The sequence below is a fragment of the Frateuria edaphi genome, from assembly GCF_021117405.1.
Classification (GTDB): Bacteria; Pseudomonadota; Gammaproteobacteria; order Xanthomonadales; family Rhodanobacteraceae; genus Frateuria_A; species Frateuria_A edaphi.
Genome location: NZ_CP088251.1, coordinates 2,200,863 through 2,219,576, shown reverse-complemented (window position 1 = coordinate 2,219,576; position 18,714 = coordinate 2,200,863). Strand labels below are relative to the sequence as shown.

Here is an 18,714-nt window from a genome sequence, read left to right as displayed (position 1 = left end):
AGCCCCATGCTTCGCGCCAGCCTGTTCCTCGCCGCCATTACCCTGGGAGCCGTTGCCGTGCACGCCGCCGATACCGATCCGTATTCCCGCCAGGTCGAACAGTGGCGCGCCGACCGCGTGGCGCGGCTGACCGCGCCGGATGGCTGGCTGAGCCTGATCGGACTCGAGTGGTTGCACGAGGGTGCCAACCGCATCGGCAGCGGCGCCGACAACGACATCGTCCTTTCGGCCGGTCCCGCCCACCTGGGCACGATCACGCTCGCGGCGGACGGCAGCCAGCGCATCGCGCTCGACAAGGACGCGGGAGCCACCATCGACGGCAAGAACGTCTCCGAGGCGACGCTGGTCGACGACATGCACGCCGGCGCGGCTGGTCCGACCCTCGTGCGCTTCGGCAGCGCGAGCTTCTACGTGATCGATCGCGACGGACGCAAGGCGCTACGCGTGAAGGATCCCGAGGCTCCCACCCGCGCGCACTTCGCGGGCATCGACTATTTCCCGATCGATCCATCCTGGCGCATCGAGGCCGACTGGGTGCCGTTCGCACCCGGCCACAAGCTGGAGATCGGTTCGGTGATCGGCACCATCGAGGCGGTCGACGTTCCCGGCAAGGCGGTGTTCCAGCGCAGCGGCCAGACCTTCGAACTGATGCCCTACCAGGAAGAACCGGGCGGTGAGCTGTTCTTCGTGATCGCCGACCGCACGTCCGGGAAGGAAACCTACGGCGCCGCGCGCTTCTTCTACGCCACGTTGCCCAAGGGCGGCCTGTCGCAGCCGGGCAAGGTGGAGCTGGATTTCAACAAGGCCTACAACCCGCCCTGCGCGTTCACGCCCTTCGCCACCTGTCCGCTGGCGCCACCGGAGAACCGGCTGGATGTCGCCGTGACGGCCGGTGAGAAGAAGTATCGCGGCGGACACTGACGCCGCTGTTGCAGGAGCGCCCGAAGGCGCTCCTGCAGAAGGTCTCAGCGACCCTTGAACTCCGGCTTGCGCTTGGCAAGAAACGCGTTCGTACCTTCGCGCATGTCCTCGGTGGCAAAGGCCAGCGCGAAGCCCTGTGTCTCGAACTCCAGGCCCTGGTCCAGCGCCGTCTCGCCGCCCAGCAGGATCGCATCGAGGATGCCCGCGGCGGCCAGCGGCGCGGCGGCGGCCAGCTGGTCGGCCAGCGCGTCGACGGTTTCGTCCAGCGCGTCGGGCGCCACCACGCGGTTGACGATGCCAAGCTCAAAGGCCCGCTGCGCACCGATCGGTGCGCCGGTCAGGCACAGCTCGAGCGCTGCGCTGCGGCCGGCCAGCCGTACCAAGCGCTGGGTGCCCCCAAAGCCGGGGATCAGGCCCAGGTTGATTTCCGGCTGGCCGAACTTCGCCTTCTCGCTGGCCACGCGCAGGTGGCAGGCCATCACCAATTCCATTCCACCACCCAGCGCGAAACCCTGGATGCGCGCGATCACCGGCTTGCCCAGCCGCTCGATCGTGCTCATCAGGCGCTGCCCGGTGCGCGAGAACGACTGCGCCTGCACCGGCGTGTAGCCGTTCATCTCGGCAATGTCGGCGCCGGCCACGAAGGCTTTTTCGCCTGCGCCGGTCAGCACCACCGCGCGCACCGCATCGTCCTGCGCCGCCTGGGTGAAGGCGAGGGTCAGCTCGTTGAGCGTGTCGCGGTTGAGAGCGTTGAGCTTGTCGGGGCGGTTGACAGTGATGACGCGCACCGCGCCGCGGTTGGCGATTTCCAGATTGCGATAGGCCATGACAAGCGCTCCGGCGGAGGGGAAACGACCATGGTAACGCGGGAACCTTTGCCGCCGCGCGGGTTCGAAGCAACGCCGGCTGTGGCGCTGCATGGCGTCGCCATTGCGCTTAGCATGTCGGTACCGTCGACGGTGGAGGCAACGCATGACACGACTGGGTGGGCTGGCGCTTGGCATGCTGCTGCTGGGAAGCGTCGCGCATGCGCAGGACCGCACCGCCGCGCCGGCGTCGCAGGTCAAGCTGGACAAGCACAAGCTGTCCTACGCGATCGGCTACCAGATCGGCAGCCAGTTCGCCGGCGGTGAACCCGATGTGGACCTGGCCACCGTGCAGAAGGCCATGGCCGACGCCTACGCCAGGCGCCATCCGGCCGTCCCGATGCAGGACATGCACGCGCAGCTCGAGCGCCTGGAGCAGCAACTGCACGCCAACGCGGTGGACGAGTTCAAGCACATCGCGGCGGCCAACGCGCGCAAGAGCGCGCAATTCATGGCACAGAACCGCAAGCGACCGGGCGTGGTGCAATTGCCCTCGGGCATCCAGTACGCGGTGATCGCCTCGGGCGAGGGCACGCAAACGCCCAGAGTCACCAGCACCGTGACGGTCAACTACCGCGGCATGCTGGTCGACGGCACCGAGTTCGACAGTTCCTGGGCGCACGGTGCGCCGGTCACTTTCCAGGTCGACAAGGTCATTCCCGGCTGGCAGGACGTGATCCCGCGAATGCACGTGGGCGACCGGTGGAAGGTGGTGATCCCGCCGCAACTAGCCTACGGCGAACGCGGGCAACTGCCGCGGATCGGGCCGAACGAGGCGCTGGTGTTCGAGATCGAGTTGCTGGATATCGCGAAGTAGCGACCGGATCCTTCGACTCCGGCGCGTTGGGCCCACGCCCGGGGCGAAGCCGAAACATTGCCGCGGCCATCGGCACAGTCAGGCTCCCGCGCATCGGCTAAAATCGTGCGAATGCCGCACGAACCCCACGTCCCCGTCGCCCCTTTGACCCCCTGCATCGGCATCTGTCGACTGGATGCGCGCGGCTGGTGCGAGGGCTGCCTGCGCAGCGGCGAGGAAATCGCACGCTGGCGCAACATGGACGACGCCGAGCGCCTGCGTTACATGCGCGAGATCCTGCCTTCGCGCGCGAGGGCGTGATGGACGGCGCGCCGGACCGCCTGGACGAGCGCGTGTTCGACGCGCTGCCTCGTATCCTGCGGCCACTTTCCGACCCACCCGCGGCCCCGGGCTGGAACCACGCACAGATGGCCGACCTGCTCGGCGACACACCAAGGCGCCCGGCGGCCGTGCTGGTTGGCGTGCGCGAGGGCGTGCAACCGCGACTGGTCCTCACCGTGCGCACCGCCCACCTGCAGTCGCACGCGGGGCAGGTGGCCTTTCCCGGAGGCCGGCAGGATCCGGGCGACCTCAATGCGATCGACACCGCCCTGCGCGAAAGCGAGGAAGAGATCGGGCTCGATCGCGCGCTGGTGCAACCGTTGGGCTTCCTCGACTGCTTCGAGACGATCAGCGGCTACTGCGTCACGCCGGTGGTCGCGCGCATTGCCGAACGCGCCGTGCTTTACCCGACTCCGGCGGAAGTGGCTGAGGTGTTCGAGGTGCCGTTCGCGTTCTTCCTTGAACCGGCCAACCTCAGGCGCTATGTGATGGACTACCGCGGGCACCGGCGGGCGATGGCGGAATTCGTCCACGGCGGCCACCGCATCTGGGGCGCGACCGCCGCGATGCTGCTCAACCTGCTGGAGAGGATGGAAGACGCATGAGCCTGCATACCACGCTGATCGATGCGGCCACGCTGGCGGCGATGCCGCCGGACCAGGTCCTGATCGTCGATTGCCGGGCGGACCCGGCCGGCGCTGGTGCGGCCGATCCGGACAAGCCCGAACGCGAGTACCGCGAAGCCCATATTCCCGGCGCCGTGCATGCCAGCCTGGAACACGATCTGTCCGATCTCGGCCGCAAGGACCAAGGCCTGGGCCGGCACCCATTGCCGCTGGAGCAGGCGTTTTCCGCCGTGCTCGGTCGCTGGGGCTGGCGTCCGGGCCTGCAGGTGGTGGCCTACGATGCCGGCAGCAGTGCGCTTGCGGCGGCCCGGCTCTGGTGGCTGCTGCGCCTGGCCGGCGTGCGCGAGGTTGCCGTGCTCGATGGCGGCTTCGCCGCCTGGCGCGAGGCCGGGTTGCCGGTCGAAAGCGGCGACGTCGAGCGCACGCCCAGCCAGCTCGACGTGCACTTCGACCCGACCCAGGCGATCACCGACCACGCAGCGTTGCACGCCGATCCCGCGCCGGTATTGCTCGATGCGCGCGCGACCGCGCGTTATCGCGGCGATACCGAGCCGCTGGATCGCGCCGCCGGCCACGTGCCCGGCGCGCTCAACCGTCCTTATGCCGACAACCTGGACGCCAGCGGGCGGTTCAAGCCGCCGGCACGACTGCGCGAAGAGTTTGCCGCGGTGCTGGGCGACACGCCGCCACAGGAGGTCGTGCACATGTGCGGCTCGGGCGTCACCGCCTGCCACAACCTGCTGGCGATGGAGCATGCCGGGCTGACGGGTTCGCGCCTTTATGCGCCCTCGTGGAGCGGCTGGGTGAGCGATCCGTCGCGACCGATCGCCACCGGCTGAGCCGATCGCTGCTGCACTGATGGCGTAAGGGAGTGCGGCGGGTCAGGCGCCCTTGGCCTTCAGCCGTGCGACCAGTCCCTGCAGCGTCGCCTGTGTTTCGGCGTGGAAGTAGGCGTCCATGAAGGCGTCCAGCGGCAGGGCATCGACATCCTTCCATGCCGCGCGCAGGTCGGCGCGAGCCAGCTCGCGGGTGGCCAGCATCGCGTGGCGCGGGAGCGCCAGCAGTTCGGCCAGCCAGTGCACGGCGCGGGTCACCACTTGGTCCACGCCAGTCAGCTCGTCCACGAAGCCGCAGGCCAGCGCCTGCTCGGACTCGATCATGGCGCCGGCGACCAGCAGCCGCTCGGCGCGGTACGTGCCGACCACGCGGCGCAGCGCGAGCTGGATGCAGTCGGGCACCATCAGGCCGACCTGGACCTCGTTGAGGCCGATGCGGAAAGGACCTTGCGCCATCACGCGGTAGTCGCAGAACAGCGCCAGCACGGCGCCGCCCGCGGGGCTGTGGCCGGTGATCGCCGCCACCGCCGGGACCGGCAAATGGGCGAGGTCCGCGCATAGGTCGAACAGCGCGCGCCAATACGCCCGCACGCCGGCGCGGTCGCGTTGCAGCAGCTCGGGCACGTCCACGCCTGCGGAGAACAGGCCTTGCGCGCCGGAGATCACCAATCCGCGCGCGCCGTCGCGCGGCGCCTGGGCGAGGGCATCGCGCAGCGCCGCGATCAGGTCCATGTTCAGCGCATTGACCGGCGGGCGGGCCAGGCGGATCTCGGCGATGTCGCCGTCGTGCGGGAGGATGTCGAGCATGGCGTGGTCCTTGGCTTGTTTGTCGAACGCTGCGTAACGGCTGCTGCGGGAGCGCACGTTGCATGACCGGACGGAGGCGGTCGCACACGTGCGCACCTGCGGCGATGCGTGGTGGCTACTCGTCCGCGGCCCAGCGGTAATGCACCGCGTATTCCAGCGTCGCCTTGCCCCCGGCCGGCACCTTCACCTGGAACTCGAGCACGTCGGGCGACTGCTTGTCCGGCTTGACCGACGAGGAGGCCAGCGTCCACTCCCGCCAGCGGCTCGGGTGTTCGCGCACGGTCACCACGCGCGCCGACTCGCCGGCGTTGGTGAGCGTGATGCGGAACGCTTCATCCATCGCGCGCGCGGCCTTGTCCACCTTGAACGAGGTGCGTTCGCGCTCGGCGCGCAGGTCGAAGGCGGTGCCGAGCGTGAGGGTGGCGTCGCTGCCCTTGGGCGTGTCGTCGATGCGGCCTTCGCCCAGGAATTGCGGCGTGCCGTGGTTGTCGTCGCCCAGTACGCGCAGGTAGCCGGCCGGCAGGCTGTCGAAGGCGGTGAAACGCAGGGTGCTTTCGATGGTATTGCCACCGCCGGTGTTGAAGTCGGGGGCAAGCATGGGCTCCGGCGGCGTCCAGGCGTTGCCGTTCTCGTACAGCGCGGTGCGCTCGCACGTCAGCGTCCGGGTGGCGTAGAGCGGCACCTGGCTGACACTGCCGTCGGGCAGGTCGACCGGTTGGGGCAGGGTGTAGAGGCGGTAATCGCCGAGGGACGACTGCTGCGGCATGTCGGCTGCCTCGGCCTTGTAGGCGCGTGTCATCGACATCGCCACGGGCCGCGGCGCTTCCGGTTTGGCGAAGCGCGGTTCGCCCGCGACCAGCTTGAGCGTGGCATCGTGCCAGTCGCGTCCGCTGCGGTTGGCGATGCTGGCGCGCGATTCGAACTGCATGCGGCAGGCATCGCCCGGCACCAGCGTGGCGACGTAGGCGGCGCGCCAACCCAGGCCGGCGGTGGGATAGCTGAGTGTTGCAGTTGCGTTTCCGGCGCGGGCGGCGTCCACGCGAAGGCGCAGGCTGGCGCCGGTGGGAAAGTCCCCGCCGGAGCTGCGCACCGCGGCGTAGTCGCGTACCAGCGTCGTGCCCATCGTGCCCTTGACGAGCAGGCCGTTGCCGGCGCGCAACAAGGTGCCTTGCGCCAGCGATTCGCCGTTGTTGCCCAGGACCGTAATCTCCTGGCCGACCAGTCCGGCGAGCGCTGCCTCGTTGCCCTGGCCAAGCAACAGGCGCTGGGAAATCAGCCTGGCCTGGTCGTTGGCGAAGGAGAGCGCAATGGCTTCGGGATCGAGGTAGAGCGGCAGGTCGCCGACGGTGACGTCCTGCATGCCGGCCTTGAGCTGCAACGTGCGCTGCTCGCGCGCCACCGCATGGCCCTCACCCACGCTGCCGTCGCCGGAGGAAGCGAACAGGGCGGCGCTGTCGCTTCGGTAAAGGGTAAGCGCGGTACCGGCGTCGGCCGCCTGCGCCGTGGACATCGCCATCAAGGCGGCGCAGGCAGAGGCTAGAGCCGCGGAACGGGGGAGTGTCGTCATGGGGCACCTTCCGTTTTGGGGAGCGCTCATCATAGCGACCGTCCTGCCGCTTGCGTGGGCCCTGCCGCGCAGCCCGACTCATGCCCGGGTCAGGACTGTCCAAGCCCGGCGCGCGCTGCCCGGCTATGGTGGTTCCATTCCTTCCGGATGACCGACCATGCCCACGCCATCGACCATCGACATCGCACCCGCGCGCCTGCCCGGGGACCTTGAACTCGTGCGCGGGCTTTTCGAGGAATACGTGGCCAGCCTGGATATCGATCTGTCGTTCCAGGACATCGATGCGGAACTTGCGCACCTGCCGGGAAAGTACGTGTCGCCCGGAGGGGTCGTGCTGCTCGCCCGCGACGCGGCGGGCGCCGCCTTGGGCTGCGTCGCGCTGCGGCCGTGGCCAGGGCAGGGCGAGTGCGAGATCAAGCGCCTGTACGTGCGGCCCGCGGCGCGAGGTCGATCTCTGGGGCGGCTGTTGGCCGAGGCGGCGATCGCCTGGGCGATCCAGACGGGCTATCGCCGGGTGTTGCTGGATACGCTCGCCTCGATGCATGCCGCGCGCGCGCTTTATGCCTCGCTCGGGTTCCAGCCCGTCGAGCCGTACTACGTGCACCCCGTGCCCGGCACGCTGTACATGGCGCTCGACCTCCCGCCCGGCACGGATTGAGCGGGTCAGCCGGCGAGCGCCCAGCCGGCACGGAAGGTGGCCGGCGTCATGCCGAAAGTCCTCACGAACTCCCGGTTGAGGTGCGCCTGGTCATAGAAGCCGGCGTCGAGCGCCACCTCGGCAACCGGCACATGCCGGCGCAGCAACGCCTTGGCACGGTGCAGGGCCAGCAGGACGTGGAAGTTGTGCAGGCCGGTGCCGGTCTCCCGGCGGAACGCACGCGCAAGATGGCCGGCCGAAACCCCGCATGCCTGCGCCACGCTTTCCACATCGGTATGCAGTGACGAACGGCGGACCAGCAGCGCCCGCGCTTGCGCACCGAGCGTGTCGCCGGACTCCGTGGCCGGGGGAACGCGTGGGTTCGGCACGAACTCCGAAGCGAAGGCCCAGCCGTATCGGTCGACCGGTTCGAAACGATGAACCGTGCCGGCCGGCACCGTGACCGTGTCGCCGGCCCTCACCATGCAGGCGCCGGCTGGAAGCCACAGCCGCGCGCGGCCGGCAAGCATCCGTACGACCTCGTCGCCGGCATGGAAATGAGGGCGGAAGCGCCAGGCATGCCGGTCGCCGGCGATGCTTTCGACCGCCCCCGCTTCGCTGCGCTGCACCCGGAAGGCCGTGCGTGGAGCAGGGGCGCGGGCGCGCATGATCAGTCCTGCGCGGCCGCCCGGCGGATCGCGTCGGGCAACGGCACCGGCTTGCCAGTGGCCGGGTCCATCCAGACCATCACCACGTGGCCGTCGCCGTACAGGCGCTCGGGGTCCTCCACATCGAGGATGCGATGGCCGATGGTCATCGAGCTGGTGCCCAGGCGCTCGCAGAAAAGCTCCACGCTCAATTGCGCCGGCCATTCGATCGGCCGTCGGTAGTTGAGCTGGACGGCCGCCATCACCGGCATCGCGTTCTCGTCGAACCATGGGCCCGGCACGTGGCTGAGCCACTGCAGCCGCGCCTCTTCCAGGTAGGTGAGGTAGTTGGAATTGTTGACGTGGTTGAACGCGTCCAGGTCGCGCCAGCGAACCGGCAGCGCCGCGGTGAACAGCGGCGCGGATGTCGGCGGCGGCGCCTGCTCGGCAGGACTTTCGACCGTGGCTTTCCTGGTCGACTTGCGCGGGCTCATGGGGCCTTCTTCTTGCGCGGCATGGGCCGGTGCTTGTCGGCCGAGGCGATGTGCTTGAGCGTGTTCTTGGTGCGCTTGGCCGCCGGCTTTTCCTTGGCGGGTGGCGGCGCCTTGAGATGAGGTACCAGGAAGCGCCCGGTGTGCGACTCGGGCGATGCGGCCACCTCTTCCGGCGTGCCGGCGATGAGGATCCGCCCGCCGCCGGCGCCGCCCTCGGGGCCGAGGTCGACGATCCAGTCGGCGGTCTTGATCACGTCGAGGTTGTGCTCGATCACGACCACGGTGTTGCCCTGGTCGACCAGCTGGTGCAGCACGTCGAGCAGCTGCTCGATGTCGTGGAAGTGCAGGCCGGTGGTGGGCTCGTCCAGGATGTAGAGCGTGCGGCCGGTGTCGCGCTTGGACAGCTCCTTAGAGAGCTTGACGCGTTGCGCCTCGCCGCCGGAGAGCGTGGTCGCGCTCTGACCGAGCTTGATGTAGTCCAGGCCCACCGCTCGCAGCGTATCGAGCTTGCGCGCGATGGTCGGCACGTTCTCGAACAGCTTCAGCGCGTCCTCCACCGTCATGTCCAGCACGTCGGCGATGGTGTTGCCCTTGTAGTGGATCTCCAGCGTCTCGCGGTTGTAGCGCTTGCCGTGGCAGACGTCGCAGGGCACGTAGACATCCGGCAGGAAGTGCATTTCCACCTTGATCATGCCGTCGCCTTCGCACGCTTCGCAGCGGCCGCCGCGCACGTTGAAGCTGAAGCGGCCGGGCGTGTAGCCGCGGGCGCGCGCCTCGGGCACCTGGGCGAACAGCTCGCGCAGCGGCGTGAACAGGCCGGTGTAGGTGGCCGGGTTGGAGCGCGGCGTGCGGCCGATCGGCGACTGGTCGATGTCGACCACCTTGTCGAACAGGTCCATGCCGCTGACCGATTCGAACGGCGCCGGCTGCCCGCTGGCGCCATTCAACTCGGAGGCGGCCAGGCGGAACAGCGTGTCGTTGACCAGCGTGGACTTGCCCGAGCCGGACACGCCAGTGACGCAGGTGAACAGCTTGGCCGGGATTGCCAGGTCGACGTGCTTGAGGTTGTTGCCGCGCGCGCCCTTCAGGCGCAGCCAGGCGTCCTCGTCGACCGGCTTGCGCCGCTCGGCGGGGACCTCGATGGCACGCGTGCCCGAGAGGTACTGGCCGGTGATCGAGCGCTCCGAGCCCAGGATGTCCTTGAGCGTGCCCTGTGCCACCACCTCGCCACCGTGCACGCCGGCGCCGGGGCCGATGTCGAGCACGTGGTCGGCCATGCGGATGGCGTCCTCATCGTGCTCGACCACGATCACCGTGTTGCCCAGGTCGCGCAGGCGGGTGAGCGTGCCGAGCAGGCGCTCGTTGTCGCGCTGGTGCAGGCCGATCGAGGGCTCGTCCAGCACGTACATCACGCCGACCAGGCCGGCGCCGATCTGGCTGGCCAGGCGGATGCGCTGGGCTTCGCCGCCGGACAGGGAGTCAGCCTGGCGGTCCAGCGTGAGGTAGTTGAGGCCCACGTCGTTGAGGAAGGTCAGCCGCTCGCGGATTTCCTTGACGATCTTGGCCGCGATCTCGCCGCGCCAGCCGGCGAGCTTCAGCTCGTCGAAAAACCCCAGCGCGTCGTCGATCGACCGGTTGGTCAGCGCCGGCAGTGGCTGGTCGGACACGAACACGTTGCGCGCCGACCGGTTCAGGCGCTGGCCCTCGCAGGTGGGGCAGGGGTGGTCGCTGATGTACTTGGCCAGTTCCTCGCGCACCGCGGACGACTCGGTTTCCTTGTAGCGCCGCTCGAGGTTGGGGAGGATGCCCTCGAAGGCATGCTCGCGGGTCACCCGGCCGCCGCGCTCGGTGAGGTAGCGGAAGGCGATCTTCTCCTTGCCGCTGCCGTAGAGGATCGCCTGCTGGATGTGCGGGGGCAGGTCGCGCCAGCGCGTATCGGCCTCGAAGCCGTAGTGCGCGGCCAGCGAGAGCAGCATCTGGAAGTAGTGCGGGTTGCGCCGGTCCCAGCCGCGGATCGCGCCGTTGGAGAGCGGGAGCTCCGGATGGCCGACCACGCGCGCCGGATCGAACACCTGGGTCACGCCCAGGCCGTCGCAGCTGGGGCAGGCGCCGATCGGCGAGTTGAAGGAGAACAGCCGCGGTTCCAGCTCCGGCAGCGAGTAGTCGCAGACGGGGCACGAGTAGCGCGAGGACAACAGTTGCTCGGGCGCGCTGTCGTCGTCCATGTCGACCACGATCACCAGGCCGTCGCCGAGCCGCAGCGCGGTTTCGAACGATTCGGCCAGGCGCTGCTTGAGGTCTTCGCGCGGGCGGAAGCGGTCGATCACCACCTCGATGGTGTGCTTCTGGCGCAGGGTCAGCGGTGGCACCGCGTCGAGTTCGTACACCACCCCGTCGACGCGGGCGCGCACGAAGCCCTGCGCGCGCAGCTGGTCGAACACCTGCACGTGCTCGCCCTTGCGCTCGCGGACGACCGGCGCGAGCAGCATCCAGCGCTTGTCGGCATCGAGCGCCAGCGTGGCGTCGACCATCTGGCTGACGGTCTGCGCCTCCAGCGGGATGGCATGGTCCGGACAGCGCGGCGTGCCAACGCGGGCGTAGAGCAGGCGCAGGTAGTCGTAGATCTCGGTGATCGTGCCGACGGTCGAGCGCGGGTTGTGCGAGGTCGACTTCTGTTCGATCGAGATCGCCGGGGACAGGCCCTCGATATGGTCGACGTCGGGCTTTTCCATCATCGACAGGAACTGCCGCGCGTACGCCGAGAGCGACTCGACGTAGCGGCGCTGGCCTTCGGCGTAGATCGTGTCGAAGGCGAGCGAGGATTTGCCCGAGCCGGACAGGCCGGTGATCACGATCAGGCGATCGCGCGGCAGGTCCAGGTCGATGTTCTTGAGGTTGTGCGTGCGGGCGCCGCGGATGCGTATGGTTTCCATGCGCGCTGGGATATGGGGGAGACCGGCCACTATACCAACCTGCCGAGGTCAGAAATTGAGACTCGGTAGGGTGGGCTTCAGCCCACTGCTCTCGCACACCCGCCGGGGGGGGGGGGGCGGCCTTCGCCGGTCTACGCAAAGGCTGGCGGCTGTGGCCAAATACCCGGCTCGGGACGGGATGAGGAGATGCACATGCGCATGTGGAGCCTGATGGGCATGGCCTTGCTGCTGGGGACCGGCACCGCGCTGGCAGCCACCCCCAAACCGCCCAGCGAGGCGCAGGTGCGCCAGCTGATGGACGTGTTCGGCGTCGACCGGATGCTGGGGCAGATGAACAGCCAGATGGCGGCGATGATGCAGCAGCAGTTGCCCTGCGTGCCGAGCGATTACTGGCAGGGCTTCATCGACGCCAAGGGGGCTCGGGAGCTGACCGAGCGCATGGTGCCGATCTACCAGCGCCATTTCAGCGCGGCCGACATCCAGGGGCTGCTCAAGTTCTACCGCTCACCACTAGGCAAGAAGGTGATCACCGAAATGCCCGCGACCATGGCCGAGGGCATGCAACTGGGCCAGGAATGGGGCCGCCAGCGAGCTCAGGCGATGCTGGCCGAGCTGCAAAAAAGCGGCAGGATCGACGCCCAGGGCCGCTGCCCGGCCGCGCCGGCAGCGGCGCCGGGGACGAAGCTGGTCGCGCCCGCCGCAGGTACTTCGTCGGCGAGCCCCTGAGGCCCCTGCTCAAAGATTGACCAGCCCCGGACGGCATCGTTATACTTCGCCGTTCACCACGGCCGGTACGCGCGCGGTGAAACCCAAGAGAATAACGACAGAAGGGACAATCCCATGAGTTATGCAGTCATCAAGACCGGCGGCAAGCAGTACCGCGTCCAGCAGGGCGACGTGCTGCGCGTGGAGCTGCTGGATGCCGAGGAAGGCGCCAACGTGAGCTTCGACCAGGTTCTGCTGGTTGGCTCGGGCGACGCGGTCAACGTCGGCGTGCCGACCGTTGCCGGCGCCACCGTTTCGGCAACCGTGCGCCGCCACGGTCGTGCGGACAAGATCCGCATCATCAAGTTCCGCCGCCGCAAGCACCACAAGAAGCAGATGGGGCACCGGCAGCATTTCACCGAAGTCGAGATCACGGGCATCAACGCCTGATACAGAGCCGGAGGATTTAAGTCATGGCACATAAAAAAGGCGTAGGTTCGTCCCGCAACGGTCGCGACTCGAACCCGAAGTACCTGGGCGTGAAGATCTATGGTGGTCAGGCCATCGAGGCCGGCAACATCATCGTCCGCCAGCGTGGCACCAAGTTCCATGCCGGCACCGGCGTGGGCCTGGGCCGCGACCACACCCTGTTCGCGTTGACGGACGGCGTGGTCGAGTTCAAGACCCGCGGCGAGAACAACCGCAAGTTCGTCAGCGTCGTCAAGGGCTGATCGCTCCCGACGCTGCAGCGAAAGCCCCGCTCCGGCGGGGCTTTTGTTTTTTGTGAAGCTTGGGATCGGCGAGCGGGGAACGGGGAACATGCAGCTTCCCGGTTAACCTTGCGCTTCCACCTTCCAGTTATCCCCCCAGTTCCGGTCCCCATGCCATGAAATTCGTCGACGAAGCGATCATCAAAGTCCAGGCCGGTGACGGCGGCAACGGCTGCGTCAGCTTCCGTCGCGAGAAGTTCATCCCGTTCGGCGGCCCCAACGGCGGCGACGGCGGCCACGGCGGTTCGGTGTGGCTGGTGGCCGACGAAGGCCTCAACACGCTGATCGACTTCCGCCACCAGCGGAGCTTCAAGGCCCAGCGCGGCGAGAACGGCATGGGCTCGGACATGTACGGCAAGGGCGGCGACGACACCGCCATTCGCGTGCCGGTCGGCACTGTCGTCACCAATGTCGACACCGACGAGGTGATCGGCGACCTGACCCAGCACGGCCAGCGCCTGCTGGTGGCCGAGGGCGGCAAGGGCGGACTGGGCAACATCCATTTCAAGAGCTCGGTCAACCGCGCGCCGCGCAAGTCCACGCCGGGCACGCCGGGCGAGGTGCGCGAGCTCAAGCTCGAGCTCAAGCTGCTGGCGGACGTGGGTCTGCTGGGCTTCCCCAATGCCGGCAAGTCGACCTTCATCCGCGCTGTCTCGGCGGCGACGCCGCGGGTGGCCGATTACCCGTTCACCACGCTGCATCCGAACCTGGGCGTGGTCAGCCTGGGCACCGACCAGAGCTTCGTGATCGCCGACATTCCCGGCCTGATCGAGGGCGCCGCCGAGGGTGCGGGGCTGGGCATCCAGTTCCTGCGCCACGTCTCGCGCACGCGCCTGCTGTTGCATCTTGTGGACATCGCGCCGATCGATGGCACCGACCCGGTGGAACAGGTGCGGGCGATCGAAGAGGAACTGGCCAAGTTCGACCCCGAGTTGCTGGAGCGTCCGCGCTGGCTGGTACTCAACAAGGCCGACGTGCTGCCGGAGGACGAGCGCCAGGCGATCGCCGAGGACATCGTCGCCCGGCTCGAATGGAAGGAGCCGTGGTTCCTGGTGTCGGCGATCGCGCGCGACAACACCATGGCGGTCTGCCAGCAGGTGCAGCGTTTCTTCGAGTCCCAGCGCCAGGTGCGCGAGGAACGCGTGGATATGCAGCCGGGCGACGTGCGGCTGCGCGGCGAGCAGTAAGCCGCGCTCTCGCGAGGCTTTCCACATCCGCCTGTCGTGGCGGTTCCCGTTATCGGGGATGGCCGGGACTGGAGCCGGCCGCGGGGTCATTTCCGTCTTCAGGACAAGCGGATGGGGTAGCAGGAACTCGAAATTCGCCTGCCCACCCCGATTCGCGCATCATGCGGAGCTTCTGTTCGAGGAGTCTCCTTCATGCCCTCTCGCCGCGAATTCCTGAAGACTTCCATGCTGGCCGCCGGCGCGCTCGCCGCGCCTCGCTTCGCTACCGCCACAGCGGCGCCGTCGAACGGCGCGCTGCCGGGCACCGACGGCGCCCGCGTGATCTCCACCTGGGATTTCGGCGTGCCCGCCAACCGGGCGGCCTGGGCCGTACTCGCCCGCGGCGGCAAGGCGCTGGACGCGGTGGAGCAGGGCGCCCAGGTGCCCGAGTCGGACCTGGCCAACCACAGCGTCGGCAAGGGCGGCTATCCGGATCGGGACGGCCACGTCACCCTGGACGCCAGCATCATGGACGGCGACGGCCGATGTGGCGCGGTCGCGTGCCTGGAACGCATTGCTCACCCGATCCGCGTGGCGCGGCGGGTGATGGAGGCCACGCCGCACGTGCTGCTGGTCGGCGACGGCGCGCTGCAGTTCGCCCGGGAGCAAGGCTTCCATGAGGAAAACCTGCTGACGCCCGAGGCCGAGAAGGCCTGGCGCGAGTGGCTGAAGACCGCGAAATACCGGCCGGTGGCCAACAGCGAGAACCTCGACTACCGCCGCAGCCTGCCTGGCGGGCACGACAACCACGACACCATCGGCATGCTCGCCGTGGACGCGCACGGACACCTGGCCGGCGCATGCACCACCAGCGGCATGGCGTGGAAGCTGCTCGGCCGTGTCGGCGACAGCCCGATCATCGGCGCGGGTCTCTACGTGGACGGCGAAGTGGGTGGCGCCACGTCCACGGGCGTGGGCGAAGAGGTCATCCGCAATGCTGGCAGCTTCCTGGTGGTCGAGCTGATGCGCCAGGGGCGCAGCCCCCAGGAAGCCTGCGAGGAGGCGGTCCGGCGCATCGTCAGGAAGCGTCCGGACGCGGCGAAGGAAATGCAGGTGGGCTTCCTCGCGCTACGGCGCGACGGTGCCGTGGGCGCACACGCGATCCAGCGCGGGTTTACCTACGCCGTGTGCGATGCGAAGAAGCAGGATGGCCTGTTCGCCTCGCCCAGCGTCTACACAACCAGCTTTTCCTGACCGGGGCAGGGACGCGGCCGGGTGGCTGCCTGCTTTTCTTCCGGACACACGAAAAGGCCGGCTTGCGCCGGCCTTTCCACCAACCCTTGGATACGCGAGGCCGGCTTACGCCAGCTCGTGGATCTTCGCGTTGAGGCGGCTCTTGTGGCGAGCGGCCTTGTTCTTGTGGATGAGACCGCGCGCGGCGTAGCGGTCCATGACCGGCTGGGCGGCGGCGAAGGCTTCCACGGCGGCGGCCTTGTCCTTCGCCTCGATGGCCTTGACGACCTTCTTCAGGGCGGTGCGCACCATGGAACGGGCGCTGACGTTGCGCAGGCGGCGCTGCTCGGACTGGCGCGCGCGCTTCTTCGCGGACTTGATGTTGGCCAAGGTAGAACTCCAGAGAAGGCTTGGGTTGGAAAAAGACGGGCAATTATGCGGGCAATGCGCTGGCCGGTCAACTGTTTAGGCGGTCTCGACCGCTTGGGGCATGTACACCTCGTGCGAGCCGCGGTCGCGCACAGGTGCGCACCTGCGAACGATTCCAATCCCTCTTGTCGCCATGTCGAGGCTACCTGCGCGCCCCGGCGGGCTGTCACACTAGGCCTTTGGCCGCGCCAGGTTCCGTTCCACGCATGAAATCCCCCAGCATGTTCCGCGGGCTGCTGTCCTTCAGCAGCATGACCATGATCTCCCGCGTGCTCGGCCTGGTGCGCGACATGGCGATCAATTCGGCGTTCGGTGCGAACGCGGCCACCGACGCCTTCTGGGTGGCCTTCCGCATTCCCAATTTCATGCGCCGGCTGTTCGCCGAGGGCTCGTTCTCCACCGCCTTCGTGCCCGTGTTCACGGAGGTGAAGGAGACCGGGAGCCATGCCGATCTCAAGGAGCTGATGGCGCGGGTGTCGGGCACGCTGGGCGGCGTGCTGCTGGTGGTGACGGCGATCGGGCTGATCTTCGCGCCCGAGGTCACCATGCTGTTCTCGCCGGGTGCGCTGGACGAGCCGAAGAAGTTCGCGCTCACCGTGGAGCTGCTGCGACTGACCTTCCCGTTCCTGCTGTTCGTGTCGCTGACCGCGTTGTCCGGTGGCGCGCTCAACAGCTTCCACCGCTTCGGCCTGCCGGCGCTGACGCCGGTGATCCTCAACCTGTGCATGATCGCGGGCGCGCTGTGGCTGTCGAAGTGGCTGGAAACGCCGATCCTTGCACTGGGCTGGGCGATCCTGGCCGCCGGCATCCTCCAGTTGCTGTTCCAGTTGCCGGCGCTGCGCGGACTGGACCTGCTGTCGCTGCCACGTTGGGGCTGGGGCCATCCGCAGGTACGCCGGATCATGCGGCTTATGGTGCCCACGCTGTTCGGTTCCTCGGTGGCGCAGATCAACCTGCTGCTGGACACGGTGATCGCCTCGCTGCTGATCGCGGGTTCGCAAAGCTGGCTGTCGCAGGCGGACCGGTTCCTGGAACTGCCGCTGGGCGTGTTCGGCGTGGCGCTGGGCACGGTGATCCTGCCTTCGCTGTCGCGCCACCACGTGACTACCGACCGCATCGGCTTCTCGCGCGCGCTGGACTGGGGTCTGCGCACCACGCTGCTGATCGCGGTGCCGGCCATGTTCGGCCTGATGCTGCTGGCCGAGCCGCTCGTGGCGACGTTGTTCCAGCATGGCCGATTCGATGCGTTCGATACCCGCATGGCCACGCTGTCGATCACCGCATTGAGCTTCGGGCTGCCGGCCTTCGCGCTGGTCAAGGTGCTGCTGCCGGCGTTCTACGCGCGGCAGGACACGCGCACGCCCGTGCGGGCCGGCGTGGCGTCGCTGGTCGCCAACATGGCGTTCAACGTGCTGTTCGTGGCGCTGCTGTTCGCGCTGTGGGCCACCCCGTCGCAGAAGCAGGCGCCCTGGCTGCAGGCGCTGGCGCAAGTGCCGGGCCTGCACATGGCGTTGGGCATGGCCAGCGCGCTGGCCAGCTACATCAACCTGGGCCTTTTGTGGCGCTGGCTCAGGCAGGCTGGGGTGTACGAACGCCAGCACGGCTGGACGCGGCATTTCCTGCGGCTGGCGGTGGCCTGCGCGGCGATGGTGGCTGTGCTGCTGTTGGGGCGCTGGCTGTGGCAGGACTGGACCTCGGTACCGACCTTCACGCGCGTCTGGCACCTGGCCGTGATGGTGGGCGCGGGCGCGGTGACCTACGTGGTGGCGCTGCTCGCCATGGGCTTCCGGCTGCGCGAACTGCGCGGGGTCTGATGTTCGGTGGGGCGCCCAAGGACGCTCCTGCCAGAGCGTGAACAGCCCGCCACGGGCGTCCGCTTATACTGGCCGGATGACAAGACTTTCCCGGGACCTTGCGGGCCCCTGCCTGGCCCCCGAGGGCAGCGTGGTGGCCATCGGCGCCTTCGACGGCCTGCATCGCGGGCACCAGGCCCTGCTGGCCGAGGTGCACATCCGCGCGGCCGCACTGGAGGCGCAGCCGGCGGTGGTCAGTTTTGAGCCCCTGCCGCGGGCGTACTTCTCGCCCGATCCGGTACCGCGACTGTCCAGCGTGCGAGAAAAGCTCAAGGGTTTTGCGGCCGCCGGAATGGCGCAGGCGCTGATGCTGCGTTTCAACGCGGCGCTGACGGCGATGTCCGCCGGGGATTTCGTGCGGCGCGTGCTGGTCGAGCGGCTGGCGGCGCGGGAGGTCTGGGTTGGTGAGGATTTCCGCTTCGGCCACAAACGCACGGGCGACGTGGCCATGCTCGAGCGCATGGGCGCGGAGCTGGGTTTCATCACGCGCGTGATGCCGCCAGTGTTGCTCGAGGGCGCACGCGTGTCGGCCACCCGCGTGCGGGCGCTGCTCGCGGCCGGCGAGTTCGCCGGCGCCATGCCGTTGCTCGGACGACCGTTCGTGATCGATGGGCGCGTCGAGCGCGGCAACCAGCTGGGCCGGACGCTGGGCTTTCCCACTGCCAACATCCACTTGCGTGGTCGGGTCAGCCCGATCCAAGGCATTTTCGCGGTGCGCGTCGGGCTCGGCGAGGCGCCGTGCAGCTGGCCGGGCGTGGCATCGCTCGGGCTGCGGCCGACGGTCAACCAGGTTGCGCAGCCGGTATTGGAAGTGTGCCTGTTCGACTTCGAGGGCGATCTTTATGGACGGCGCATGGCGGTCGAGTTCGTCGCCAAGCTGCGTGACGAACAGAAGTTCGACGGCTTGGAGACGCTGACGGCGCAGATGCACGAGGACGCGCGCCAGGCGCGCGAGCTGCTGGGCATGAATCCGCGGTTGGCGGAAGCCTGAATGTAGGAGCGCACCCGTGCGACGGCGGCCTGCCCGCCTCGCCCGTCGCGTACACGTGCGCTCCTGCAAGCATCGTCCTCTACCGCAACGCAGCA

18 protein-coding genes and 1 pseudogene are annotated in these 18,714 nt (G+C 68.5%); 12 read left to right on the top strand and 7 right to left on the bottom strand.

Translation table 11 applies throughout. From position 1 onward, the window contains the following. Positions 1–6: 6 nt before the first annotated feature. Positions 7–921, top strand: a complete 915-nt coding sequence (locus tag LQ772_RS10440; protein ID WP_231320688.1) for a DUF1684 domain-containing protein — start codon at positions 7–9, stop codon at positions 919–921. Between the two features lie 44 nt (positions 922–965). On the opposite strand, the gene LQ772_RS10435 is transcribed toward LQ772_RS10440, so the two are convergent. Next, on the bottom strand, positions 966–1,748 hold the full coding sequence (locus LQ772_RS10435; RefSeq protein WP_231320687.1) for an enoyl-CoA hydratase/isomerase family protein: 783 nt from the start codon (positions 1,746–1,748) through the stop codon (positions 966–968). A 145-nt stretch (positions 1,749–1,893) separates the two neighbouring features. Between LQ772_RS10435 and bamJ the strand changes: the two genes are divergently transcribed. The 3 genes and pseudogenes from bamJ to LQ772_RS10415 all read left to right on the top strand — a co-directional run bounded on the left by bamJ (position 1,894) and on the right by LQ772_RS10415 (position 4,390). Next, positions 1,894–2,604, top strand: coding sequence for a BamJ family beta-barrel-assembly machinery protein (gene bamJ / locus LQ772_RS10430; protein WP_231320686.1), 711 nt, complete (start codon positions 1,894–1,896; stop codon positions 2,602–2,604). 111 nt (positions 2,605–2,715) lie between these two features. Further along, positions 2,716–3,530 (top strand): annotated as a pseudogene (locus LQ772_RS10420) (NUDIX hydrolase). Next, on the top strand, positions 3,527–4,390 hold the full coding sequence (locus LQ772_RS10415) for a sulfurtransferase (protein ID WP_231320681.1): 864 nt from the start codon (positions 3,527–3,529) through the stop codon (positions 4,388–4,390). The pseudogene LQ772_RS10420 and the gene LQ772_RS10415 overlap by 4 nt, the downstream one beginning before the upstream one ends. A gap of 42 nt (positions 4,391–4,432) precedes the next feature. Here the strand turns inward: LQ772_RS10415 and LQ772_RS10410 are convergent, their stop codons facing one another. Both LQ772_RS10410 and LQ772_RS10405 read right to left on the bottom strand, forming a co-directional pair. Beyond that, on the bottom strand, positions 4,433–5,194 hold the full coding sequence (locus LQ772_RS10410; protein ID WP_231320680.1) for an enoyl-CoA hydratase/isomerase family protein: 762 nt from the start codon (positions 5,192–5,194) through the stop codon (positions 4,433–4,435). A gap of 115 nt (positions 5,195–5,309) precedes the next feature. Beyond that, positions 5,310–6,761, bottom strand: coding sequence for a DUF4139 domain-containing protein (locus tag LQ772_RS10405; protein ID WP_231320679.1), 1,452 nt, complete (start codon positions 6,759–6,761; stop codon positions 5,310–5,312). 157 nt (positions 6,762–6,918) lie between these two features. Between LQ772_RS10405 and LQ772_RS10400 the strand changes: the two genes are divergently transcribed. Further along, the gene (locus tag LQ772_RS10400; protein ID WP_231320678.1) at positions 6,919–7,419 is read left to right on the top strand and encodes a GNAT family N-acetyltransferase; all 501 of its coding nucleotides are present in this window, start codon (positions 6,919–6,921) and stop codon (positions 7,417–7,419) included. 5 nt (positions 7,420–7,424) lie between these two features. Here the strand turns inward: LQ772_RS10400 and LQ772_RS10395 are convergent, their stop codons facing one another. The 3 genes from LQ772_RS10395 to uvrA are packed head-to-tail and all read right to left on the bottom strand — an operon-like array spanning position 7,425 to position 11,472. After that, positions 7,425–8,066, bottom strand: coding sequence for an AraC family transcriptional regulator (locus LQ772_RS10395; RefSeq protein ID WP_231320677.1), 642 nt, complete (start codon positions 8,064–8,066; stop codon positions 7,425–7,427). A 2-nt stretch (positions 8,067–8,068) separates the two neighbouring features. After that, positions 8,069–8,539, bottom strand: a complete 471-nt coding sequence (locus LQ772_RS10390; protein WP_231320676.1) for an acyl-CoA thioesterase — start codon at positions 8,537–8,539, stop codon at positions 8,069–8,071. Next, positions 8,536–11,472 (bottom strand): excinuclease ABC subunit UvrA, encoded by a 2,937-nt coding sequence (uvrA, locus tag LQ772_RS10385; RefSeq protein ID WP_231320675.1) that lies wholly within the window; start codon positions 11,470–11,472, stop codon positions 8,536–8,538. Before uvrA ends, LQ772_RS10390 begins: the two co-directional genes overlap by 4 nt. 192 nt (positions 11,473–11,664) lie before the next feature. Here uvrA and LQ772_RS10380 point away from each other — a divergent pair, with 192 nt between their 5' ends. From LQ772_RS10380 to LQ772_RS10360, 5 genes are all read left to right on the top strand, one after another. Then, complete coding sequence (locus tag LQ772_RS10380) at positions 11,665–12,198, top strand: DUF2059 domain-containing protein (RefSeq protein WP_231320673.1); 534 nt, start codon at positions 11,665–11,667, stop codon at positions 12,196–12,198. Between the two features lie 114 nt (positions 12,199–12,312). Continuing rightward, complete coding sequence (gene rplU, locus LQ772_RS10375; RefSeq protein WP_231320672.1) at positions 12,313–12,627, top strand: 50S ribosomal protein L21; 315 nt, start codon at positions 12,313–12,315, stop codon at positions 12,625–12,627. A gap of 23 nt (positions 12,628–12,650) precedes the next feature. Next, positions 12,651–12,908, top strand: a complete 258-nt coding sequence (rpmA, locus tag LQ772_RS10370) for a 50S ribosomal protein L27 (protein WP_091336927.1) — start codon at positions 12,651–12,653, stop codon at positions 12,906–12,908. A 155-nt stretch (positions 12,909–13,063) separates the two neighbouring features. Beyond that, positions 13,064–14,134: an Obg family GTPase CgtA gene (cgtA, locus tag LQ772_RS10365; RefSeq protein ID WP_231320670.1), complete on the top strand. Its 1,071-nt coding sequence runs from the start codon at positions 13,064–13,066 to the stop codon at positions 14,132–14,134. Positions 14,135–14,326: 192 nt separating this feature from the next. Further along, entirely contained in the window at positions 14,327–15,367 is a 1,041-nt protein-coding gene (locus LQ772_RS10360) for a glycosylasparaginase (RefSeq protein ID WP_231320668.1), read from the top strand. Positions 15,368–15,472: 105 nt separating this feature from the next. Here LQ772_RS10360 and rpsT read toward each other — a convergent pair whose 3' ends face one another. Continuing rightward, positions 15,473–15,736 (bottom strand): 30S ribosomal protein S20, encoded by a 264-nt coding sequence (rpsT, locus tag LQ772_RS10355; protein ID WP_008213299.1) that lies wholly within the window; start codon positions 15,734–15,736, stop codon positions 15,473–15,475. A 245-nt stretch (positions 15,737–15,981) separates the two neighbouring features. On the opposite strand from rpsT, the gene murJ reads away from it, so the two are divergent. Both murJ and LQ772_RS10345 read left to right on the top strand, forming a co-directional pair. Further along, positions 15,982–17,589, top strand: a complete 1,608-nt coding sequence (murJ, locus tag LQ772_RS10350; protein WP_231320666.1) for a murein biosynthesis integral membrane protein MurJ — start codon at positions 15,982–15,984, stop codon at positions 17,587–17,589. A gap of 76 nt (positions 17,590–17,665) precedes the next feature. Beyond that, positions 17,666–18,619 carry a bifunctional riboflavin kinase/FAD synthetase gene (locus tag LQ772_RS10345; RefSeq protein WP_231320664.1) on the top strand — a complete coding sequence of 318 codons (954 nt, stop codon included), beginning with the start codon at positions 17,666–17,668 and terminating at the stop codon, positions 18,617–18,619. Positions 18,620–18,714 lie beyond the last annotated feature (95 nt).